Annotated in this window: 17 protein-coding genes, 1 tRNA gene and 1 other RNA gene; 1 reads left to right on the top strand and 18 read right to left on the bottom strand. The window is 63.7% G+C overall.

Going from position 1 to position 18,400, the window contains the following annotated elements; all coding sequences use genetic code 11:
* Together CH262_RS11620 and CH262_RS11625 are read right to left on the bottom strand one after the other, a co-directional pair.
* On the bottom strand, positions 1-1,059 hold the full coding sequence (locus CH262_RS11620; protein WP_094717636.1) for a CobW family GTP-binding protein: 1,059 nt from the start codon (positions 1,057-1,059) through the stop codon (positions 1-3).
* Between the two features lie 11 nt (positions 1,060-1,070).
* Positions 1,071-2,156 (bottom strand): N-acetylmuramoyl-L-alanine amidase, encoded by a 1,086-nt coding sequence (locus CH262_RS11625; RefSeq protein WP_230591971.1) that lies wholly within the window; start codon positions 2,154-2,156, stop codon positions 1,071-1,073.
* A 549-nt stretch (positions 2,157-2,705) separates the two neighbouring features.
* On the opposite strand from CH262_RS11625, the gene CH262_RS11635 reads away from it, so the two are divergent.
* The gene (locus tag CH262_RS11635) at positions 2,706-3,050 is read left to right on the top strand and encodes a histone-like nucleoid-structuring protein Lsr2 (RefSeq protein WP_027496587.1); all 345 of its coding nucleotides are present in this window, start codon (positions 2,706-2,708) and stop codon (positions 3,048-3,050) included.
* Between the two features lie 114 nt (positions 3,051-3,164).
* Here the strand turns inward: CH262_RS11635 and CH262_RS11640 are convergent.
* From CH262_RS11640 to ftsE, 16 genes are all read right to left on the bottom strand, one after another.
* Positions 3,165-3,237, bottom strand: a tRNA-Ala gene (locus CH262_RS11640).
* 126 nt (positions 3,238-3,363) lie between these two features.
* Entirely contained in the window at positions 3,364-4,110 is a 747-nt protein-coding gene (locus tag CH262_RS11645; RefSeq protein ID WP_179274970.1) for a DsbA family protein, read from the bottom strand.
* Between the two features lie 25 nt (positions 4,111-4,135).
* Entirely contained in the window at positions 4,136-5,293 is a 1,158-nt protein-coding gene (locus CH262_RS11650) for an MFS transporter (RefSeq protein ID WP_051365365.1), read from the bottom strand.
* A 77-nt stretch (positions 5,294-5,370) separates the two neighbouring features.
* Positions 5,371-7,011, bottom strand: coding sequence for a phosphoglucomutase (alpha-D-glucose-1,6-bisphosphate-dependent) (pgm, locus tag CH262_RS11655; protein ID WP_027496584.1), 1,641 nt, complete (start codon positions 7,009-7,011; stop codon positions 5,371-5,373).
* A gap of 89 nt (positions 7,012-7,100) precedes the next feature.
* Positions 7,101-7,832 carry a DUF1295 domain-containing protein gene (locus CH262_RS11660; RefSeq protein WP_179274986.1) on the bottom strand — a complete coding sequence of 244 codons (732 nt, stop codon included), beginning with the start codon at positions 7,830-7,832 and terminating at the stop codon, positions 7,101-7,103.
* Positions 7,833-7,888: 56 nt separating this feature from the next.
* The gene (locus tag CH262_RS11665; protein ID WP_094717637.1) at positions 7,889-9,214 is read right to left on the bottom strand and encodes an SAM-dependent methyltransferase; all 1,326 of its coding nucleotides are present in this window, start codon (positions 9,212-9,214) and stop codon (positions 7,889-7,891) included.
* Positions 9,211-10,512 carry an SAM-dependent methyltransferase gene (locus CH262_RS11670; RefSeq protein WP_094717638.1) on the bottom strand — a complete coding sequence of 434 codons (1,302 nt, stop codon included), beginning with the start codon at positions 10,510-10,512 and terminating at the stop codon, positions 9,211-9,213. Before CH262_RS11670 ends, CH262_RS11665 begins: the two co-directional genes overlap by 4 nt.
* The gene (locus CH262_RS11675; protein WP_051365114.1) at positions 10,509-11,288 is read right to left on the bottom strand and encodes a DUF1365 domain-containing protein; all 780 of its coding nucleotides are present in this window, start codon (positions 11,286-11,288) and stop codon (positions 10,509-10,511) included. The genes CH262_RS11670 and CH262_RS11675 overlap by 4 nt, the downstream gene beginning before the upstream one ends.
* Complete coding sequence (locus CH262_RS11680; RefSeq protein ID WP_218829300.1) at positions 11,279-12,565, bottom strand: NAD(P)/FAD-dependent oxidoreductase; 1,287 nt, start codon at positions 12,563-12,565, stop codon at positions 11,279-11,281. Before CH262_RS11680 ends, CH262_RS11675 begins: the two co-directional genes overlap by 10 nt.
* Complete coding sequence (locus CH262_RS11685; protein ID WP_094717640.1) at positions 12,544-13,236, bottom strand: alpha/beta fold hydrolase; 693 nt, start codon at positions 13,234-13,236, stop codon at positions 12,544-12,546. Before CH262_RS11685 ends, CH262_RS11680 begins: the two co-directional genes overlap by 22 nt.
* Before the next feature lie 116 nt (positions 13,237-13,352).
* Positions 13,353-13,723, bottom strand: a transfer-messenger RNA (tmRNA) gene (gene ssrA, locus CH262_RS11690).
* A gap of 65 nt (positions 13,724-13,788) precedes the next feature.
* Positions 13,789-15,249: an SDR family NAD(P)-dependent oxidoreductase gene (locus CH262_RS11695; protein ID WP_094717641.1), complete on the bottom strand. Its 1,461-nt coding sequence runs from the start codon at positions 15,247-15,249 to the stop codon at positions 13,789-13,791.
* A gap of 31 nt (positions 15,250-15,280) precedes the next feature.
* Positions 15,281-16,135 (bottom strand): DMT family transporter, encoded by an 855-nt coding sequence (locus tag CH262_RS11700; RefSeq protein ID WP_072692108.1) that lies wholly within the window; start codon positions 16,133-16,135, stop codon positions 15,281-15,283.
* Positions 16,136-16,143: 8 nt separating this feature from the next.
* A complete protein-coding gene (smpB, locus tag CH262_RS11705) occupies positions 16,144-16,617 on the bottom strand; it encodes an SsrA-binding protein SmpB (protein WP_094717642.1) in 474 nt (157 codons plus the stop codon).
* A gap of 83 nt (positions 16,618-16,700) precedes the next feature.
* A complete protein-coding gene (ftsX, locus tag CH262_RS11710; protein ID WP_032366335.1) occupies positions 16,701-17,606 on the bottom strand; it encodes a permease-like cell division protein FtsX in 906 nt (301 codons plus the stop codon).
* A gap of 66 nt (positions 17,607-17,672) precedes the next feature.
* Positions 17,673-18,362, bottom strand: a complete 690-nt coding sequence (gene ftsE, locus CH262_RS11715) for a cell division ATP-binding protein FtsE (RefSeq protein ID WP_027496574.1) — start codon at positions 18,360-18,362, stop codon at positions 17,673-17,675.
* Positions 18,363-18,400 lie beyond the last annotated feature (38 nt).

Consider the following 18,400-nt stretch of genomic DNA (forward strand, 5'->3'; position numbering starts at 1 on the left):
CTACGCCGGCTCGAGGTATCGATGGACAGGCAACATGGCCGAGGCGTCGACTGCGTCGTCAGGGCCGCGCACGCAGGCCCGCAGTCGATGTTCGACCGCGTCCGCATCGAGTTCGGTGCCGATCAGCACCAGTGATGTCTGCTGGGCTTCACCCCGTGACCACGCTGCACTCTCGAACCGGATGTGTCGCCCCACCGTCTGCACGATGAACTTCTGCTGGTGTCCCGGCAGGTCGAAATGCACGACACCCTTGATGCGGTAGAGGTTTCCGGTCGGGTTCTCGAGAAATTCGATCAGCCGACGCGGCTGCATCGCTGCTGTGCTGACGAACTCGGTATGCGAGTACTGCGCATGCAGGTGTCGGTGGTGTCCGTGCTCGTGGCAGCTGTCGCCGTCGAGGTGCTCGCGGAGAAGTTCGTCGAAGGACAGTTGCACGGGTAGTGCGGATTCGACCGGCCCGTTCTGGGGCCGGTCGAACAACAACAGAGGATCGACGCGTCCGAACGACACAGCTGCGACAGGGACGTCGCCGACAATGGACCGAACCGTCGACACCACCGCAGAGCGCTCCGAATCCTCGACGGCGTCGGACTTGTTCAGTACCACCAGATCCGCCAATTGCAGATGCTGATCGATTTCGGGATGCAGGGTGCGGGTAACCGCGAATTCGACCGCGTCGACGACTCCCACCAATCCGCCGTACACGATGAACTCGTTCTCACTGCCGCGCACCATTCGAATGAGATTCCGTGGCTCCGCCAATCCGCTGGCCTCCACCACGATCACGTCTATGGCCGAACGGCGGTGTGCCAGCGTATCGAACATCGCGTCCATGTCACTGATGTCCACCGCACAGCAGATGCATCCGTTGCCCAGTGACACCATCGAATCGACCTGTCCTGCAACGAGCATGGAATCGATGTTGATCGCACCGAAATCGTTGACCACGACGCCGATCCGAATTCCCGCATCGTTGCGCAACAGATGATTGAGCAGAGTGGTCTTGCCGGCACCCAGAAAGCCGGCAACGATTACCACCGGAATTCGTCGACGCGCCACGCCGGTCGAGACTACCGGGCGGCGAGAATTCGATTCAGGAGGCCTCGAGCGAAGGTGGAGACGCTGCTGACGTTCTCGTCGGTCACCAATCCCTTCAACCCGTCGACACCGAACGATTCGACATACGGCGAGACGCTTTCGAGTAGTCGAGACAAGGCACTACGACCCGCTACGGACGTCGACGTAGCGGCGGGGACAGTCGCGCTCGTCGGCGTCGGCGCAGAGGCGGTGGGAACTGCGACGTCCGGCGACGAGGCAGCCTCGGCTCCGAGAAGATAGTCGATGATGCCGGTGGAGATGGCGATCGCATGCTTCACCTGACCGTCCGAGCCCTCGAGCACCGCCGCGTCGTCCGGGTTGGAACCATTGCCCATCTCGACGAACACCAACGGAACAGTCGTCAGTGCGGGCCCCGCGACGTCGGATCGTTCCTGGATCCCGTCGACAACGCCCGAGTAATTGGCGGGATCGAACCCGGCGCGAACGTAGGAATCTCTCATCAGCTTCGAGGCCGAGCGCCCGCCCTCGGACTGAGCCGCATCGGCCGCCGCATTCGGAATCGGCAGTGTCGGCACGATCAGATGGAATCCGTGCTTGTCGGTGTCGGTCGTCGTGCTCGTCGAGTCCGCATGAATGCTGACGGCCACATCGGCTCCGGACGCGCTGGCAGCGCGAGCCCGATCGTCGACGCACCCGCCCCATCCGGCGTCGTCGACGCGGCTGGTCTTCACCGTCGCACCGAGACTCTCCAGACTGGACCGAACCAGCTCCGAGACCTTCCAGTTGATGGTGTGCTCCGGCACCCCGTCCACCGTGGTCATGCCCGTGGTCTGGCAATCCTTGGTACCGCCGCGCCCGTCGTCGACCTGCCGTTGCAGATTCTCCGAGTGAGCTGTGCCCTGGTGACCCGGATCGAGGAAGACCGTCTTTCCCGTCAACTCTCGTCCGGCCGATTCCGTGCCGGGTGTCGCCGACGGCGCGGTGGCGGGCGTGGACGGGTCGGCCGATGCCGGTGCGCCGACGAGCGCTCCAGCACCCAGTAGACCTGCGCACATCAGCGTCACCGCAGCCGACCCGGCTGTTCGTGAAGATTTCATCGACTCGTGGGCGCTCCGGTGGAGCCGGTCGCGCCACTCCCCTCTCGGCACCTCGGACGCCGTCGAGCCACGCGGTTCCCATTGGCATCAGGAGCTACCGTGCGTCACAACAGACACTTGCTGCTCGAGTGAACCAGAAATCGAACCATTCGAGTCCCTGATCGAATTTCGTTAGCCAAAGGAGTGCATTTCGTGATCGATTCGTTGCGATCTGCCCAGCCTTCTCATGTTTCCCACGACGGCGACACGAGTGCCGCGAAACTCCGAAATCGGCCGCCGGCTCGAACCGACCCCGAGAACGAATTTCCTATCAATACCGGACAGTTTGTCTTTGTTCACCGCAACAGCGATCCCTCGCACTGCGCACACACTTAATGCCTGCGCCACGTCGGTTTCGACGAATACATCTGCAGATTCTGTGGCAATGCTGCGAAACCGGTAACAATCGATCGGCCAGCATGGATATACACATTGTTCGGCCGTATAGTCGACACAGTTCGATCTGGACATCCCCCCGCATCATTCCCTGCACCATTGGAGAGCTTCAGCATGGCCAGAAAAGTCTATGTGCAACTAGTCGATGACATCGACGAAAAACCGATCGAATCCGGTGGCGAACACATAACCTATTCGGTCAACGGAGTCAGCTACGAAATCGATCTGAGCGACAAGAACGCCAAAGAATTCCACCGCAAGCTCGACTATTACATCGAGCACTCGACGAAGGTGGGTGGAAAGCGACAGAAGAAGTCGACTTCCCCGGCCACCGGGGCGAAGCGCGACGCCAATCAGACCAAAGCCATCAGAGAATGGGCGAAGGCGAACGGCCACAACATTTCTGCGCGCGGAAGAATACCCGCCGAAGTGGAGCAGGCGTTCGACGCAGCTCACTGACTCCCGCCTTCCGAATCGGCGTCTCAGGACTCACGCTGCAGACGCCGATTCGGTGGCCGAAGCCATAGACACAACAAAAGCGCCGCCCGATGGGCGGCGCTTTTGCTTTCTCGGTGGAGCTAAGGGGACTCGAACCCCTGACCCCCACACTGCCAGTGTGGTGCGCTACCAGCTGCGCCATAGCCCCGAGTACTGCGTGCTCCCGCTCATGCGGTTGCTCGAACGAAGTTACACCATGGCTCGCGGCAGCAACAAATCAGCTGGTGCGGCCCGTACTCGATGCTCCGGTACGGGCCCCCGCGCTCGACCCCGATCAGCCGACCGTAGCCAACCATTCCGAGTCGCCCAGCGCGTCGACCACCTGTCCGTCCACCAGAACACCCGGAGTTCCGCGTGCGCCCGATGCGGCCAAGGCGTCCCGACCGGTCGTCGCGTCCGCCACCGCTGCGTCACGCTGAGCGCCCGTGGTGATGCACTCCACCGCAAGATCGCTCGCTCCGTTCGACGTTGCCAGCTCCGACAGCTCGGCATCGGTTCGGTCGGAGTCGCTTCCTTCCTCCGGCTGGAATTCCGGGTCGAACAGCGCGGCGTGGAAAGCCGAGTAGACCCGCGCATTCTCGGTGGCGGCCACGCAGTGCGACGCCGCAACGGCCCGCGTCGAATAGTCACCCGAGGCCGAGCTCGCATCGAGGAAATTGATCAGGTGGTAGTTGACCGAGACAACGCCGTCGTCGATTTTCTGAGCCAATTCCTGGCCGTGCTTCACCTCGAGATCACTGCAGAATGGGCACATCGGGTCCTCGTAGATATCGATGACGCGCTGCGCGCCCGGACGAGCCAATACGACGACACCGTCTCCCGGCAACGACAATTCGACCTCGGGATTCTTGACCGATCCGTACCCGTCGTTCCGGGGCGCGTCGCTGCCTCGCTGCCACAGGATCGCTACCACGACGACCGCGACCACCACGAGGAATGCAATACCGCCCAGAATGTACGTCACGGTGTTCGACGAGGCCTGCGGAGTGTGTTTCGTGCTGGATGTCTTCTTCTCGCTCACAGAGCGAATACTACGGACGTATCCGTCAGCTGCGCTCGCGCTCGAGGGTGTCCGGAACGCGCGACCACCACAACCCCGCCAGTAGAAGCAGTGCGCCCGTCACGGCGAAAGCCGGACCGAACGAGACCCGTTCCACGATCATTCCGGCCACGATCGGGCCGATCACAGCGCCCACGTCGGACGCCATCTGGAAGGCAGCCAGCACGGGTCCTCCACGCGCCTTGGAGCCGATCACGTCGGCGACCGAGGCCTGCTGGGCAGGACTCATCAGGCCCGATCCGATTCCGGCGATCAACGACACCGCGAGGAACAACACCGGATCGTGGACATACCCCATCACGACCGTTCCCAGGCCGCACACCGCCAAACCGCCCAGCATGAACGGTTTGCGTCCGCGTACGTCGGACAGGCGACCGGCACTGGTGAGAACCAGAGCGTTACCCACTGCGAACACCGTGAGAGCAATCCCGACGAACACCTCGGACCGCTGCATTGCCTCGACGACGAACAACGGCACCAGCGCCACCCGGACACCGAACACGGCCCATCCGTTCGCGAAATTCGACGCCAGGGCGGCCCGATAGGACGGGATTCGCAGAGCAGCGAGCAACGACATCGTCGGCGGCGCAGTTCCCTTCTCCGGCTTGACCAGATCGGAATTGCCGAGGGTGAAGTACACGACGGCAGCGGCGATCACCAGAGCCACGGCATAGATGACGAACGGCACCCGCAGACCGAAACCGACGAGCGCGCCGCCGACGAGCGGACCACCGATGGTTCCCAGCAAGAAAGCGGTCGCGTACAGCCCGGAGATGCGGCCTCTACTGGTAGGTGGACTGATTCTGATCAGCAGTCCGAGAGCAGACACCGAGAACATCGTCGACCCGATTCCGCCCAGTCCGCGAAACACCAGCAGCTGCCAGTACGTCTGAGCCAGAGCGCACGCACCGGTGGAGACCGCCACGATCAACAGTCCGATCAGGTAGACGGGTCGTTCGCCGAGGCGCTGAACCAGAGCGCCGCTCGCCGGTGCGAACAGCAACCGCATGAGGGCGAAGGCACTGATCACTGCCGATGCGGCCGTGTATCCGACGCCGAATTCTCGAGCGAACTGCGGCAGGGCAGGCGCGACGATGCCGAATCCGAGGGCGATGACGAACGCTGCCGAGACCAGTACCCAGATCTCCGGTGGGAGTTTGCCTCCGGGTTGGAATGCCGGCTCGGGGGCCGGGCTGTCGTGGTCGGGTGTCGGTGAGTCGGTCACGAGCTCTCGAGAGCGGACGAGACCAATTCACGTGCTGCAGCCTGGACCTCGGCGAGGTGTTCCTTGCCCTGGAACGACTCCGCGTAGATCTTGTAGACGTCTTCGGTTCCCGACGGACGAGCTGCGAACCAGGCGCTCTCCGTTGTCACCTTCAGCCCACCCAGTGCGGCCCCGTTTCCGGGAGCCTCGGTCAGCGTCGCGGTGATCGGCTCCCCCGCCAATTCGGTGGCTGTGATCTGGTCGGGCGACAACTTGGCGAGCACAGCCTTCTGCTCCCTGGTTGCCGGAGCGTCGACGCGGGCGTATGACGGGTCGCCGTACTCGGCTGTGAATTCTGCGTAGCGTTGCGACGGTGTCGATCCGGTGACCGCGGTGATCTCCGAGGCCAACAGCGCCAGAATGATTCCGTCCTTGTCCGTGGTCCACACTCGGCCGTCGTGCCGCAGGAACGAGGCACCAGCGCTCTCCTCGCCGCCGAAGCCGAGCTCGCCGTCCAGCAGGCCCGGCACGAACCACTTGAACCCGACCGGGACCTCGAGCAGCTTTCGTCCGAGACCGGCGACGACGCGATCGATCATGGAGGAACTCACCAGCGTCTTGCCGACTGCCGCGGTCGGTGACCACCCGGGTCGGTGGGTGAACAGATAGTCGATCGCGACCGCGAGGTAGTGATTGGGGTTCATCAGACCACTGTCGGGAGTGACGATGCCGTGTCGATCGGAGTCGGCGTCGTTGCCCGTGGCGATGTCGAATCGATCCCGGGCTGCGATCAGTGATGCCATCGCGTTCGGCGACGAGCAGTCCATTCTGATCTTGCCGTCCGTGTCCAACGTCATGAAGCGGAACGTGCCGTCGACCAACGGATTGACGACGGTCAGATCGAGGTTGTGTCGTTCGGCGATCGCATCCCAGTAGTCGACACTGGCACCGCCGAGCGGATCCGCACCGATGCGAACTCCGGCGGCGCGGATCGCATCGAGATCGAGCACGTTCGGGAGGTCGTCCACGTAGGTGCCGAGGAAGTCGTACCGCGAGACGCTTCCCGCGAACGCCTGCGCGAGAGTCACGCGCTTGATTCCGGTAATGCCCTCGCGGAGAAGCTCGTTGGCGCGGGCAGCGATCACCGACGTCGCATCGCTGTCGGCCGGTCCACCGTGCGGAGGGTTGTACTTGAACCCGCCGTCACGCGGCGGATTGTGGGACGGTGTGACCACGATGCCGTCGGCTTTCGCGGTCGGCCCCGACTCGTTGTACCGGAGAATGGCATGACTGACGGCGGGCGTCGGGGTGTAGCGATCCCCCGAGTCGACCAGAACGTCGACGTCGTTGGCTGCCAACACCTCCAGAGCCGTGGTCCACGCGGGCTCGGACAATGCATGGGTGTCTCGACCGATGAACAGTGGCCCGGTGATGCCTTGCGCGGAACGATATTCCACGATGGCCTGCGTGGTCGCGACGATGTGCGCCTCGTTGAACGCCGAATCCAGGCTCGAACCTCGATGACCCGAGGTCCCGAACACGACCTGCTGACTCGGCTCCGACACGTCCGGAATGCGCGAGTAGTACGCCGTGACGAGTTGCGAGAGATCGACCAGATCCTCCGGCAGTGCAGTGGTTCCAGCTCTCTCGTGCGCCACGATGCGCCTCCTCAATCCTCGAACGAACCGAATCCGGTCGACGAACCGAATTTCTCGTTCAACCCTAACGCCGCTGCCCCACCCGCGAGCTACTTGCTCTGCCGTTTCGGTGGCCGTGGCAGAAAATAGCTGGTTCGCTGCTGATATTCGCGATACCCCGGACGCTTCTCCATGCTCCGTTCCAACAGCCGAGCCCCGGTGGCGAACACCAAGAAGTACGTCATCGCGACGGGCGACAGAATCGTGAACACCCCAGGCCACGCCGAGGCCGAGACGAGGAACAGTCCCCACCACACTGCCGAGTCGCCGAAGTAATTGGGATGCCGCGTCCAGGACCACAGACCTCGGTCCATGATCTTGCCCTTGTTCGACGCGTCGGCCTTGAACGCCTTCAATTGCGCGTCGCCCACTGCCTCGAACGTCCATCCGAGTAGCCAGATCACTACGCCGAGTACGACGACGGGTAGAACCGATCCGTGTGAGACGGCGGATACCTGCAGTGGAAGGGACACGAACCACAGCGCAACCGCCTGCGTCAGATAGATCTTCCGCAGGGCGTACCAGGTTCTGTTGCCGGTGGCCTTGGACAGCAGCTCGGTGTACCGCGGATCCTCACCGTGTCCGCGTGAGCGCTGCACCATGTGCAGCGCAAGACGAAGACCCCACACTCCGACGAGCACGACCAGCAGGAGTCGTCGCCACAGATCACCGGTTCCGGTCGCAGCGGAGATCAGCGCGATCAGAACGAAGCCGCCACCCCACGTCACATCCACGACATTGTGTCGTCCGATACGGGCACCGACGAGGGCGGTGACCATCATCAGGACAGCGGTACCGCCGAGACCCGCCAGTGACACGGTGAAGAAGTCGGACCAATTCACCGCGCGGCCACCCACACCGGGCGGACCGGTTCCATCCCGGACGACCCCTCGACCGGGCGAACGGACAAGATCTGGTCGACGCCCATCCTGTTGTCCCGGAATGCCATTCCCCCGCCGATCAGGTACAGCCGCCAGACGCGAGCGACCTCTTCCCCGACCATGGCCACCACGTCGCCGTACCGCGCCTCGAAGCGCTCCGTCCAGACATCGACAGTCCGCACGTAATGCTCGCGCAGAGCATGGACGTCGCGAACCTCGAGTCCGGCCTCCTCGATCATGGCCACGGTCCGCCCGACCGGACGCATGAACATGTCGGGCGCGATGAACGATTCGATGAACGCCCCGCCGCCGGGGTTGTCGCCCTCTCTTCGCGACATCTGCTGGATCAGCACTCGCCCACCCGGCTTGACGTTGGTATGCAGTGCGGCGGTGTAGGTCGGGTAATTGGCCTCCCCCACATGCTCACCCATCTCGATCGACGCCACCGCGTCGAAGGGCCCGTCCGGAATCTCCCGATAATCCTGGATTCGGATCTCGACGTTGTCCTGCAGACCTCGGTCGGCGATTCGTTTGTCGATGAAGGCTTTCTGCTCGCGCGAGATGGTCACTCCGACGACCTGCGCTCCGTATTCCTGTGCCGCATGCAGGCTGAGAGACCCCCAGCCACAGCCGACGTCGAGGAACCGTTGCCCGGATCGTTTGTCGAGCCCGATCTTTCGGCACACGAGGTCGAGCTTGTCGCGCTGGGCATCATCGAGGGTGTAATCCGGCGAATTCGAGGTCCAGTACGCCGACGAGTACGCCATGTGCGAGTCGAGGACCAGTTCGTAGAAATCGTTCGACAGGTCGTAATGGTGGCTGATCGCAGCGCGGTCGCGAAGCAACGAGTGCAGCCGCCCCTTCACCGAGGCTTGCGACGCGGGTGGCGGTAGTGGGCGGCCGAACACGCCGAGATCCTTGGCCAGCCGCGCCAGCCGCAGTAACGATGCCGGCCCCGGTCGTACTGCCGAGAGCCGGCGCTCACGGACCACACCCCAGACATGATCGAGAGCCGCGGCAAGATCGCCGTCGACGTCCAACTCCCCGGTGACGTACGCCTGCGCAGCACCGAGTTCACCGGGGCTCCACAGCAATCGACGAAGAGCGCTGGGGCTCCGCAACATCACTTTCGGTGCCAGGGCGTCGCCGGCAACGGATCCGTCCCACGCCTGCAGCCGGACGGGAAGCGGGCCACCCACCAGGGGTTCCATCAACTCGGCAATTCGGTGTGCAACACCGACGCTGCGATCGGTCCGGTCCACGGTACTTGTCGAGGTGGTCATCGGTCGTCCCTTCGATCGAGCACGATCTGCTGAACATCGAGGTACCCGGATCGAAATCCGGCCTCCGAATAGCAGAGGTAGAAGTGCCACATTCGCGCGAATACTTCGTCGAACCCGAGACCCTGTGCCTCGCTGCGGTATTCACGGAAGCGACTGTCCCACAGGGCCAGGGTTCGCGCGTAGTGATCACCCATGGACAGGCGCTCGCGAACCCGAAGCGAGGTGTGCTGCTCGGTCACCTCCTCGATGGCCCGCACCGACGGCAGGAACCCGCCGGGAAAGATGTACTTGTGCACCCACGTGTACGTACTGCGGGTGGCCAGCATCCGGTCGTGCGGCATGGTGATGGCCTGGATCGCCACGCGTCCGCCCGGTGCCAGATGTGCATCGATCGTCTCGAAATAGGTTGCCCAGTACTGATGACCGACGGCCTCGATCATCTCGACCGACACGATGGCGTCGTATCGGCCGTCCACCAACCGGTAGTCGAGGAGATCGATCTGTACTCGATCGCTGTATCCCGCTGCGGCACAACGCTTACGCGCGAGCTCCTGCTGCTCCACCGACAGTGTCACCGACCGGACCGTCGCGCCGCGAGCGGCCGCGCGAATGGCCAGCTCGCCCCATCCGGTGCCGATTTCGAGGACCCTGGTTCCTTCGCCGACGCCTGCGCGATCGAGTAGCCGGTCGATCTTTCGGCGCTGGGCGTCGGCGAGCTCCATGCTGTCGTCGGGTCCCGATCCGGCGAACAACGCACTCGAGTAGGTCATGGTCTCGTCGAGGAAGAGCTCGAACAGGTCGTTCGACAGATCGTAGTGACGTGAGATGTTGGATCGAGTGTTCTTGGTCGTATTCCGCTCACTCCGTGGAGGTTTCGGGATGTAGAGCCCACGGAGTCGCTGCAAGGGCTCGGGAATCAGCGACGCCATTCGACGAGCGAAGACCTCGAGCACAGCGGTGAGATCCTCGGCATCCCAGTCTCCGGCCATGTATGCCTCACCGAATCCGATGAGGCCGCTGTCGCCGACGCGCGCGGCGAAGTCTTGTGGCCGATAGACCGTCATCAACGGTGCGTCGGACGATCCGGCCCCGAGCACTGTGCCGTCCGGCATCGCGACTCGGACCTGCAATCCCGCGACCGCACGACGGAAGAGAAAGTCGGCAACGGGCGCGGCGACCGCAACTTTCACGCCACCGGGAACGTGGGCGATCTGGGGCCAGACCCGAGGATCGACGAGCGGGCGCGGCCCGGCACCGGACGGGTGCGACACGGAATCGGTTCGAGACACCGTTGTCATCTGTGAGCTCCTTCCTTCTGAACTCTCCGCGCCCCCGGAGGGGCAGGTTTCTGCACGATCTTCAGACCCCGCGCCCAGAGCCGAATGCCCTGCCAGCGAATCTGTATCACCACTCGCAGCGGTGCCATCGGTATCTCGAGTGCGGTACGAAGAATCGATCGCGTCGTCACCTGGCGGCGACGGCCGACGACGGTCGCCACGAACGGAGGGTGACCGAGACGTTCGAGGACGATCGACAGCCGGAGTGTGGCGTCCGGCTCGGGCAGCTGCATGGAGTACTCGCCGTCGACGTCGTTGAACGGTGAGACGTAGAACTCTTTGGTAGTCCGTGCCTCACCGTGACGACCGGTGTCCAACAGGTACCGGTATCGCTCCCCGTAGGTGTTGTGCACCTCGGCCACCACGCAGCGGAGGTCTCCGTCGCGGTCGTGACACCAGTACACAGTCAATGGGTTGAACGTGTGCCCGAACACCCGCGCGCTGGCCAACATCGTGATGCGACCGCCGCCGAGATCGATTCCGCTCTCTGCCACGAAGGCATCGACGTTCTGGCGAATGGTGGCACCAGGGTCACCCATGTGGTCGCGGGAATCGAATGATGCGAGTGGCCGCAGGATCCGCGGCAGTTCGGGAAGTGCGTCGAGGTCGACGAACCAGCTGTAGCTCTTGTACGAGAACGTATTTCGTATCGGTGCTCGTCGGACGTGATCGATCCGAGTGAGATACAGCGCCGCCCCGTGCGCCCGGGTGTTCGGCAGAACCGACGTCAGAGCCACGAGGCCCCCACCCGTTGCGCGGCGCGCGCTCCGGACAACGCACCGTCCTCGTGGAATCCCCACCCGTGGTACGCCCCGGCGAACGACACCGTATCGGTGTCCAATTCGGGCAGCCGACGCTGCGCTGCGACGGATTCGGGGGTGTACTGCGGGTGCTCGTAGGTCATCTCGTCGAGCACCGTGTTCGGGTCGATGCGATCTGCTCCCCCGAGGGTGACCAGCATCCTTCGATCGCTGTCACCCAATCGCTGCAACCTCGTCAGGTCGTAGCTGACCAGAACTCGATCGGGTTTGGCGCTACAGGACGGGAGGTGGTAGTTCCACGACGCTCTCGCTCTGATGTTTCGTGGCAGCACCGACGAGTCGGTGTGCAGTGCAGTGTGATTGACCGAATACGGCATAGCTCCGAGAACGCTGTGTTCGAGCGCAGTCGGCTCCGCGAGCATCTTCAGCGCGGCACCGGGATGGACTGCGATCACGGCGGCGTCGAACGTGCGCAGGTCGTCGTGGCCGTCCCGGATCTGCACCGAATCCCCGGACCGGTAGACAGCATGTACCGGATTGTCGAGCAATACCTCGTCGATGTGCTCCGCAACCCGACGAACGTATTCGATCGACCCGCCGGTGACGGTACGCCAGGTGGGAGATCCTGTGACGGTGAGCATTCCGTGGTGGCGGAGAAAAGTGAACAGGTAGCGAGCCGGGTAAGCGAGCGCGGTGGCCGGATCACACGACCACACTGCAGACACCAACGGTGTCATGAAGTGGGATTCGAAGTATGCGGAGAACGAGTGCTGCTCCGAGAATTGCGCGAGCGTCGTCTCGGTGTCCGCGGCGTCCTCGCGCTCGAGTAGCTCGGTCGCCAGACGATGAAAACGCTTGACGTCGAGCAGCATCGACACGAATCGTGGCTTGAACACCGCGGTCCGCTGCGCGAGAATGCCCCGCATTCCCTGTCCGCCCGAGTATTCGAGCCCGCAGCCGTCGCACCGAACGGACATGCTCATGTCCGAATCCTGCGTCGGCACGCCGAGCTCGTCGAACAGTCGAAGGAGAGTCGGATACGTGCGGTCGTTGTGCACGATGAACCCGGTGTCGACGCCCACCGGACCACCGGGGCCGTCCACGAAGTGGGTGTCCGCATGGCCGCCGAGCCGAGAGTCGGCCTCGTACAACGTCACCGACGAGTTCTTGGACAGCGCGTATGCCGCCGTGAGGCCGGCCACCCCGCTGCCCACGACGGCGACACGGCGGGTCACGACGATTCTCCCCTGCAGCCCGTCGACGCACCGGATGCGCTCGAATCTGCTCGCGCCCTCGACTCGTCGGCGATACGGAGAACGAAGTCACGAGTGACGCGCGACCACACGCGCGGATCACGCAGCATGAAATGGCCTCCAGGCACCGAGAGATATTCGGCGTCGGCACCGTTCGCCATCGCGCGTTCGGTCGCACGACGGGAGGTTCGCGGGTCGGTCCACCGGTCGGCAGTTCCGTGCACCACGAGCAGCGTGCGATTCTCGTCGAATCCGTCGGCCTCCGTACCCTGCGGCCACCACGGAGCAAGCGCAACGACACCCGCGATCGACGGGTCGTCGATCAGCGCAGCAGCTGTGCGCCCGCCCATCGAGTGCCCCACCACGACCACAGGAACTCCGGGATTGCGGTCACGAATGCGGCGCAGCGCCCACCGCGCGTCCTCTACCGGCGTCCGTTCGGGGGCGTTCCAGCCGCGGAACCGATATCGCAGTTGTTGGACCGAAATATCGCGGCTACGTCCGGCCCGCCGAAGCGTCCAGGTGAAGGGCCACATTCTCAACCCCGCCAGGTGCCACGGCCTGCTGCGCGCGCGACTCACGTCCTTGCCACCGCTCAGAACCAATACCACCATCGACGGCGACGACAGCCGCTTCCCCGCGTAGAGAACTGGGGTCCGCTGGTTGCTCATGCCCTCTATTCGGCACCGAGCCCCCTCCGGGTGGGACCGGGTCGACAGCAGTGTTTGTGAGGTGCCCGACACAAAAAAAGACCGGGCCGAGAGAAAGTCTCTCGGCCCGGCCTTCACAGTGGAGCTGCCGGGAATCGAACCCGGGTCCTCTGCTGCATTGCCAGGGCTTCTCCGTGTGCAGTCCGCTATGCCTCTACTTGGATCTCCCGATCTCGCGAACAAGTCAGGATGACGATCCCAGCCACTGTTTGATGTTCCTCATCATCCCGCGGCCGGATGAATCGGTGAGCCCTCTAGCTGATGCCAGTACCCGGGCCGAGGGCAAGCCCGGACTGACAGACACGCAGTCGCTACTTAGGCAGCGAGTGCGTAGTCGCGCTGATTGGAATCGGCGCTTATAAGGTTGCGATGACGCTTACGGTGGTCTCTCGCCTGCACCGACACGCTTCCCCTGACTCAACATACAAAGTCGAAACCGTTCAGCCCCGTATGTTCCCGGACACCGTGCCCGGGCTGTTCAGTGTAACGCGTCGATCGGCCATATTCATCCCGTTAACGGCCGGCAGATCCCTGCGCCGCGGCTGCACCGGCGTCGGACTCGACTCGTTCCACTACTGTCCGCAGCATTCGACGAGCAACGGCCCTGCGTACGGGCAACGACGCGTACCACACGGCTCGCCCGGCCAATCCGCGAGGAAAGAACACGAGTCGCTGTTCGATCGTCGGCTGCTTGGCGGTGCCACCGACCGTGAGATCCAACCACGCCTCTCCCGGCAGCCGTCGTGACGACTTCAGCCGGGTGGTGTGTTCGGTTCCCGAGGCGGACGCATCCGGCCCCGTGGCGTCACGGTGCCAACCGGCGAGCACCTCGGCGTCGGCCAATCGTTCCAGCGCGGGCCGAATGGTGCTCGAACGCGCGCCGCTTCGGGCCACCCGGGTATCGGTGTAGACGACCTCTCCAGCCCAATCAGGGTCGGAGGGAAGCGGATCCGACGGGGCCGCAGTTCCGGTGGCGTCGGTCCACCGTGTCTCGACTTCGCCGTCGTCGATCTTGCGTAAAGCCAGCCGCACCGAATCTCGGTAGCCCGTCAAGCCTTCGGCCGGACGTGGAACGACGGCGTCGATATCCATTTCGTGACCGACGGCGTCGTACTGCAACGATTCGATGAGCGGCATCGCCAATCCGCGCGGAATCGGCGTCACCAACCCGATCCAGTGACCGGCCAGACGAGGCGTCAACACCGGCAGCACGATGATGCGACGCTGGCGCAGACCGGCCACGTCGGCGTAGATGTTCATCATCTCGCCGTACTGCATGACGTCCGGCCCGCCGATGTCGTACGTGCGGGATTCGGTGACCGGAGCGCTCGCGGCCCCGATGAGATAGTGCAGCACGTCGCGTACGGCAATCGGCTGAATACGGTTGTGTACCCATCGTGGAGTGGTCATCACCGGCAACCGATTGGTCAGGTGGCGAATCATCTCGAACGAGGCCGAACCGGAACCGATGACGACGCCCGCCTGCAGCACGATCGTCGGGACACCCGACTCGATCAGAATACGACCGACCTCGGCGCGTGACTTCAGGTGTGGCGACAGCTCTCCCGTCGGCGGATGCAGGCCCCCGAGGTACACGATGCGACCGACGCCGCAATCGGCAGCGACGGTGGCTACGTTCTCGGCGCTGTCGCGTTCGGTGTCGGCAAAATCGGAATGGCCCGCGGTGCCCATCGAGTGCACCAGGTAGTACATGACGTCGACGTCGCTGAGCGCCTCCTTCAGTGACTCCCGATCACTGAGGTCACCCTGGACGATCTCGACGTCCGCCGCCCACGGAACGTTGTCGAGCTTGCTCGGGGTCCGAGCCAACACACGGACCCGGTAGCCCTCGTCGAGCAGACGCGGTGCCAGACGACCGCCCAGATATCCCGTGGCACCGGTGACCAGCACACGCGGCCGAGACGACGCGTTCTCGGACGTGGGGACATCGGAGGTAGAACCGGAAGCAGTCATAAACGGGTTCATTACCCGTGCGCGGGCAAGTTCAACCCGCGAGCGCGATCATCGCGATTGCCCCGAGCGCCAACGCCATTCCCACCTTCTGCAGTGCGCCGACCCGTTCGCCGAGCATCACCATCGCCAGCAACACCGTCGCAGCCGGATACAGCGAGGCGATGACGCTCACCAACGACAGCAGACCGCCCTCGTACGCGTAGATCATCGCGGCGTTGGCGACCACGTCGAGCACGCTGACGAACGCGGCAAGTTTGAGCACGCTGCCGTGTGGCGGTGCGAAATGCCCCGATGCCAACGCGACTGCCCAGACCACCGCGGTGGCCGATGCGCGGGACGCCGCGAGGGGCCACAGCCCACTGCCGTCACCGATCTGATGCAGGAAGATGAAGGCGAAGGCGAACGTCACACCCGACCCGACCGTAAGCCAGGCCACGGTGCGGGTGAACTTCATGTCGCGGCCGCCCGCGACCTCGCCGGTCACCTCGTCCGGTGACTCCTTGCTGACCAGCACGACGGCCACCAGGGCAACGGCGATGCCTACGAAGGCGATGACGCCGGGACGCTCACCCATCGACAACCCGACCAGAACGGGAATCCCGGCGACCAACACAGCCGTCACCGGGGACACCACCGCCATCGGCCCGGCCGCGAGCGCGAGATAGAACCACCACACGGCGACACCGCCCGCCACACCCGACGCCAGGCCCCACAGCATCGCGGGGAGTTCGATGGTGCCGCCGACGAACGGGGCGACGAGCAACACGATGACGAGTGACAGCGGGTAGGACACGATGACCACCCGCAGGGCTGCGACTCGACGGGACGCGACACCGCCGACGAAATCGCTCACCCCGTAGCCCACGGCAGCTACCAGAGCGAGCAGAACAGCGGTCAGCGCATGCCCTTCACTCGACGCCCGAGCTCACGAGTGACTTCGCGTTCGGCGGTGCGCTTGGCCAACGACTGTCTCTTGTCGTAATCCTGCTTGCCTTTGGCCAACGCCAGTTCGACCTTGACCTTGCCGTCCGAGAAGTACATCGACAGCGGCACCAACGTCAGGTTTCCCTCTTTGACCTTGCCGGCCAGGCGGTCGATCTCGCGACGATGGAGAAGAAGTTTGCGGTTTCGACGCGGCGCGTGGTTGGTCCAGCTTCCGAGTTTGTATTCCGCGATGTGCAGCCCGCGCAGCCAGATCTCGCCGTCGTCGACGGTCGCGAAGGCGTCGACGAGGGAGGCCTTGCCGTCGCGCAGGCTCTTGACCTCGGTGCCGACGAGCGCGACTCCGGCCTCGACGACGTCGAGTATGGAGTAGTTGTGCCGTGCCTTGCGATTGGTCGCAATGGCCTTGCGGCCCTTCTCTCTCACTGCAGGGCCCTTTCTCGAGCGTTCGATGCGTGACGCCGCCTCATCGGCAACCGCTCCAGCATAGAACCGATCGGCAACCGAATTTATTCGCGCACGTAGAGGCGCAATGTGATGTAGGCGGTGACCGCCGCCATTCCCACTCCGACGAGTGCCAGGAACGGCGAGACCAACAGCACGTCACTGTTCGATATCCGGGCCAGAATATTGGCTTGATAGACGTCGGAGAGGACGTCGTCGATGAACATGTTCTTCGCGGTGAACAGCCCGGCAATCGCCAGCGCCGAACCGACCAGAGCTGCGACCACGGCTTCGAGGAGGAACGGCAGCTGGGTGTACCACCGGGTGGCACCGACCAGCCGCATGATTCCGACCTCGGTTCGTCTGGTGAACGCAGCGATCTGGACCATGTTGGCGATCAGGAGGATCGCAGCGATCGCCTGCACGGTGGCAATCGCGAACGCTGCGTTGCGTACTCCGTTCAGGACGCTGAACAACCGCTCCACCAGGTCTCGCTGGTTGAGCACGCTCTGCACACCCGGACGGTTCTCGAAATTGTCGTTGATCACTCCGAATCGCTCCGGGTCGCTCAGACGCACCTTGAACGAGGCCGGGAAACTGTCGGCACTGACCAACTCGGCCAGTTCGGGTTGGTCCTTGAACACTCGCTCGGTCGCATCCTTCACCGCGTCCTCGCGGTTGAGGTACTGCACCGAGACCACAGAGGGTGTGTTCTCGAGATCCGAGCGCAACGTAGCGCACGTCTCCTGGGCGCAGTCTGCGTCGGTGGCAGAGATGTCGTCGGTGAGGAAGATCTGCACCTCCACCCGGTCGAGGAAGATCTGCTGGGTCTTTCCTGCCATCTGCACCACGAGCAATCCGCCGCCGAACAGACCGAGGGAAATAGCGGTCGTCAAGATCATGGCGATCGTCATGGTGATGTTGCGGCGAAGCCCGGTGAAGACCTCACTGAAGATGAAACTTGCGCGCATCGCGGAATCCGAGCCCTTCGATTCGTTCGGTCGAGAAGTCTGAGCGGTCGAGTTCGGTGGTCGGTGTCAGCGGCCGACGCCGTAGACCCCTCGGGCCTCGTCACGAACGACTCGTCCGTTGTCCAGTTCCACGACGCGTCGACGCATGGAATCGACGATGTGGTTGTCGTGGGTCGCCATCAGCACGGTGGTTCCGGTGCGATTGATGCGCTCGAGCAGCAGCATGATGTCCTGACTGGTGTCCGGATCGAGGTTTCCGGTCGGCTCGTCGGCGAGCAGCACCAGCGGTCGATTGACGAACGCCCTGGCGATCGCCACACGCTGCTGCTCACCACCGGACAACTCGTTGGGCAGACGATCGGACTTGCCGCCGAGTCCCACCAGATCCAGCACCTCGGGAACAGTGCGCTTGATCATCGATCGAGGCTTGCCGATCACCTCGAGCGCGAACGCGACGTTTTCCACCACGGTCTTCTGCTGCAGCAGTCGGAAGTCCTGGAACACGCACCCCATGCTCTGTCGTAGCCGCGGGACGCGACGAGCAGCGAGCCGGTTGACGTGAAAGTCCGCTACATGGATATCGCCGGACGTCGGCGTCTCTTCCTTGAGCAGCAAGCGCATGAATGTCGACTTGCCCGAACCCGAGGGCCCGATCAGAAACACGAACTCGCCTTTGTCGATGGAGACCGTCACCTTGTCCAGAGCGGGCCTGGTCGAGGTCTTGTAGGACTTGGACACATTCGAGGTGCTGATCACGGGTCGCCAGTGTAGTCCTTACCCGTCGGTAACCGCCG

The organism is Rhodococcus sp. 05-2255-1e, from assembly GCF_002259025.1.
In the GTDB taxonomy this organism is placed as follows: Bacteria; Actinomycetota; Actinomycetes; order Mycobacteriales; family Mycobacteriaceae; genus Rhodococcoides; species Rhodococcoides fascians.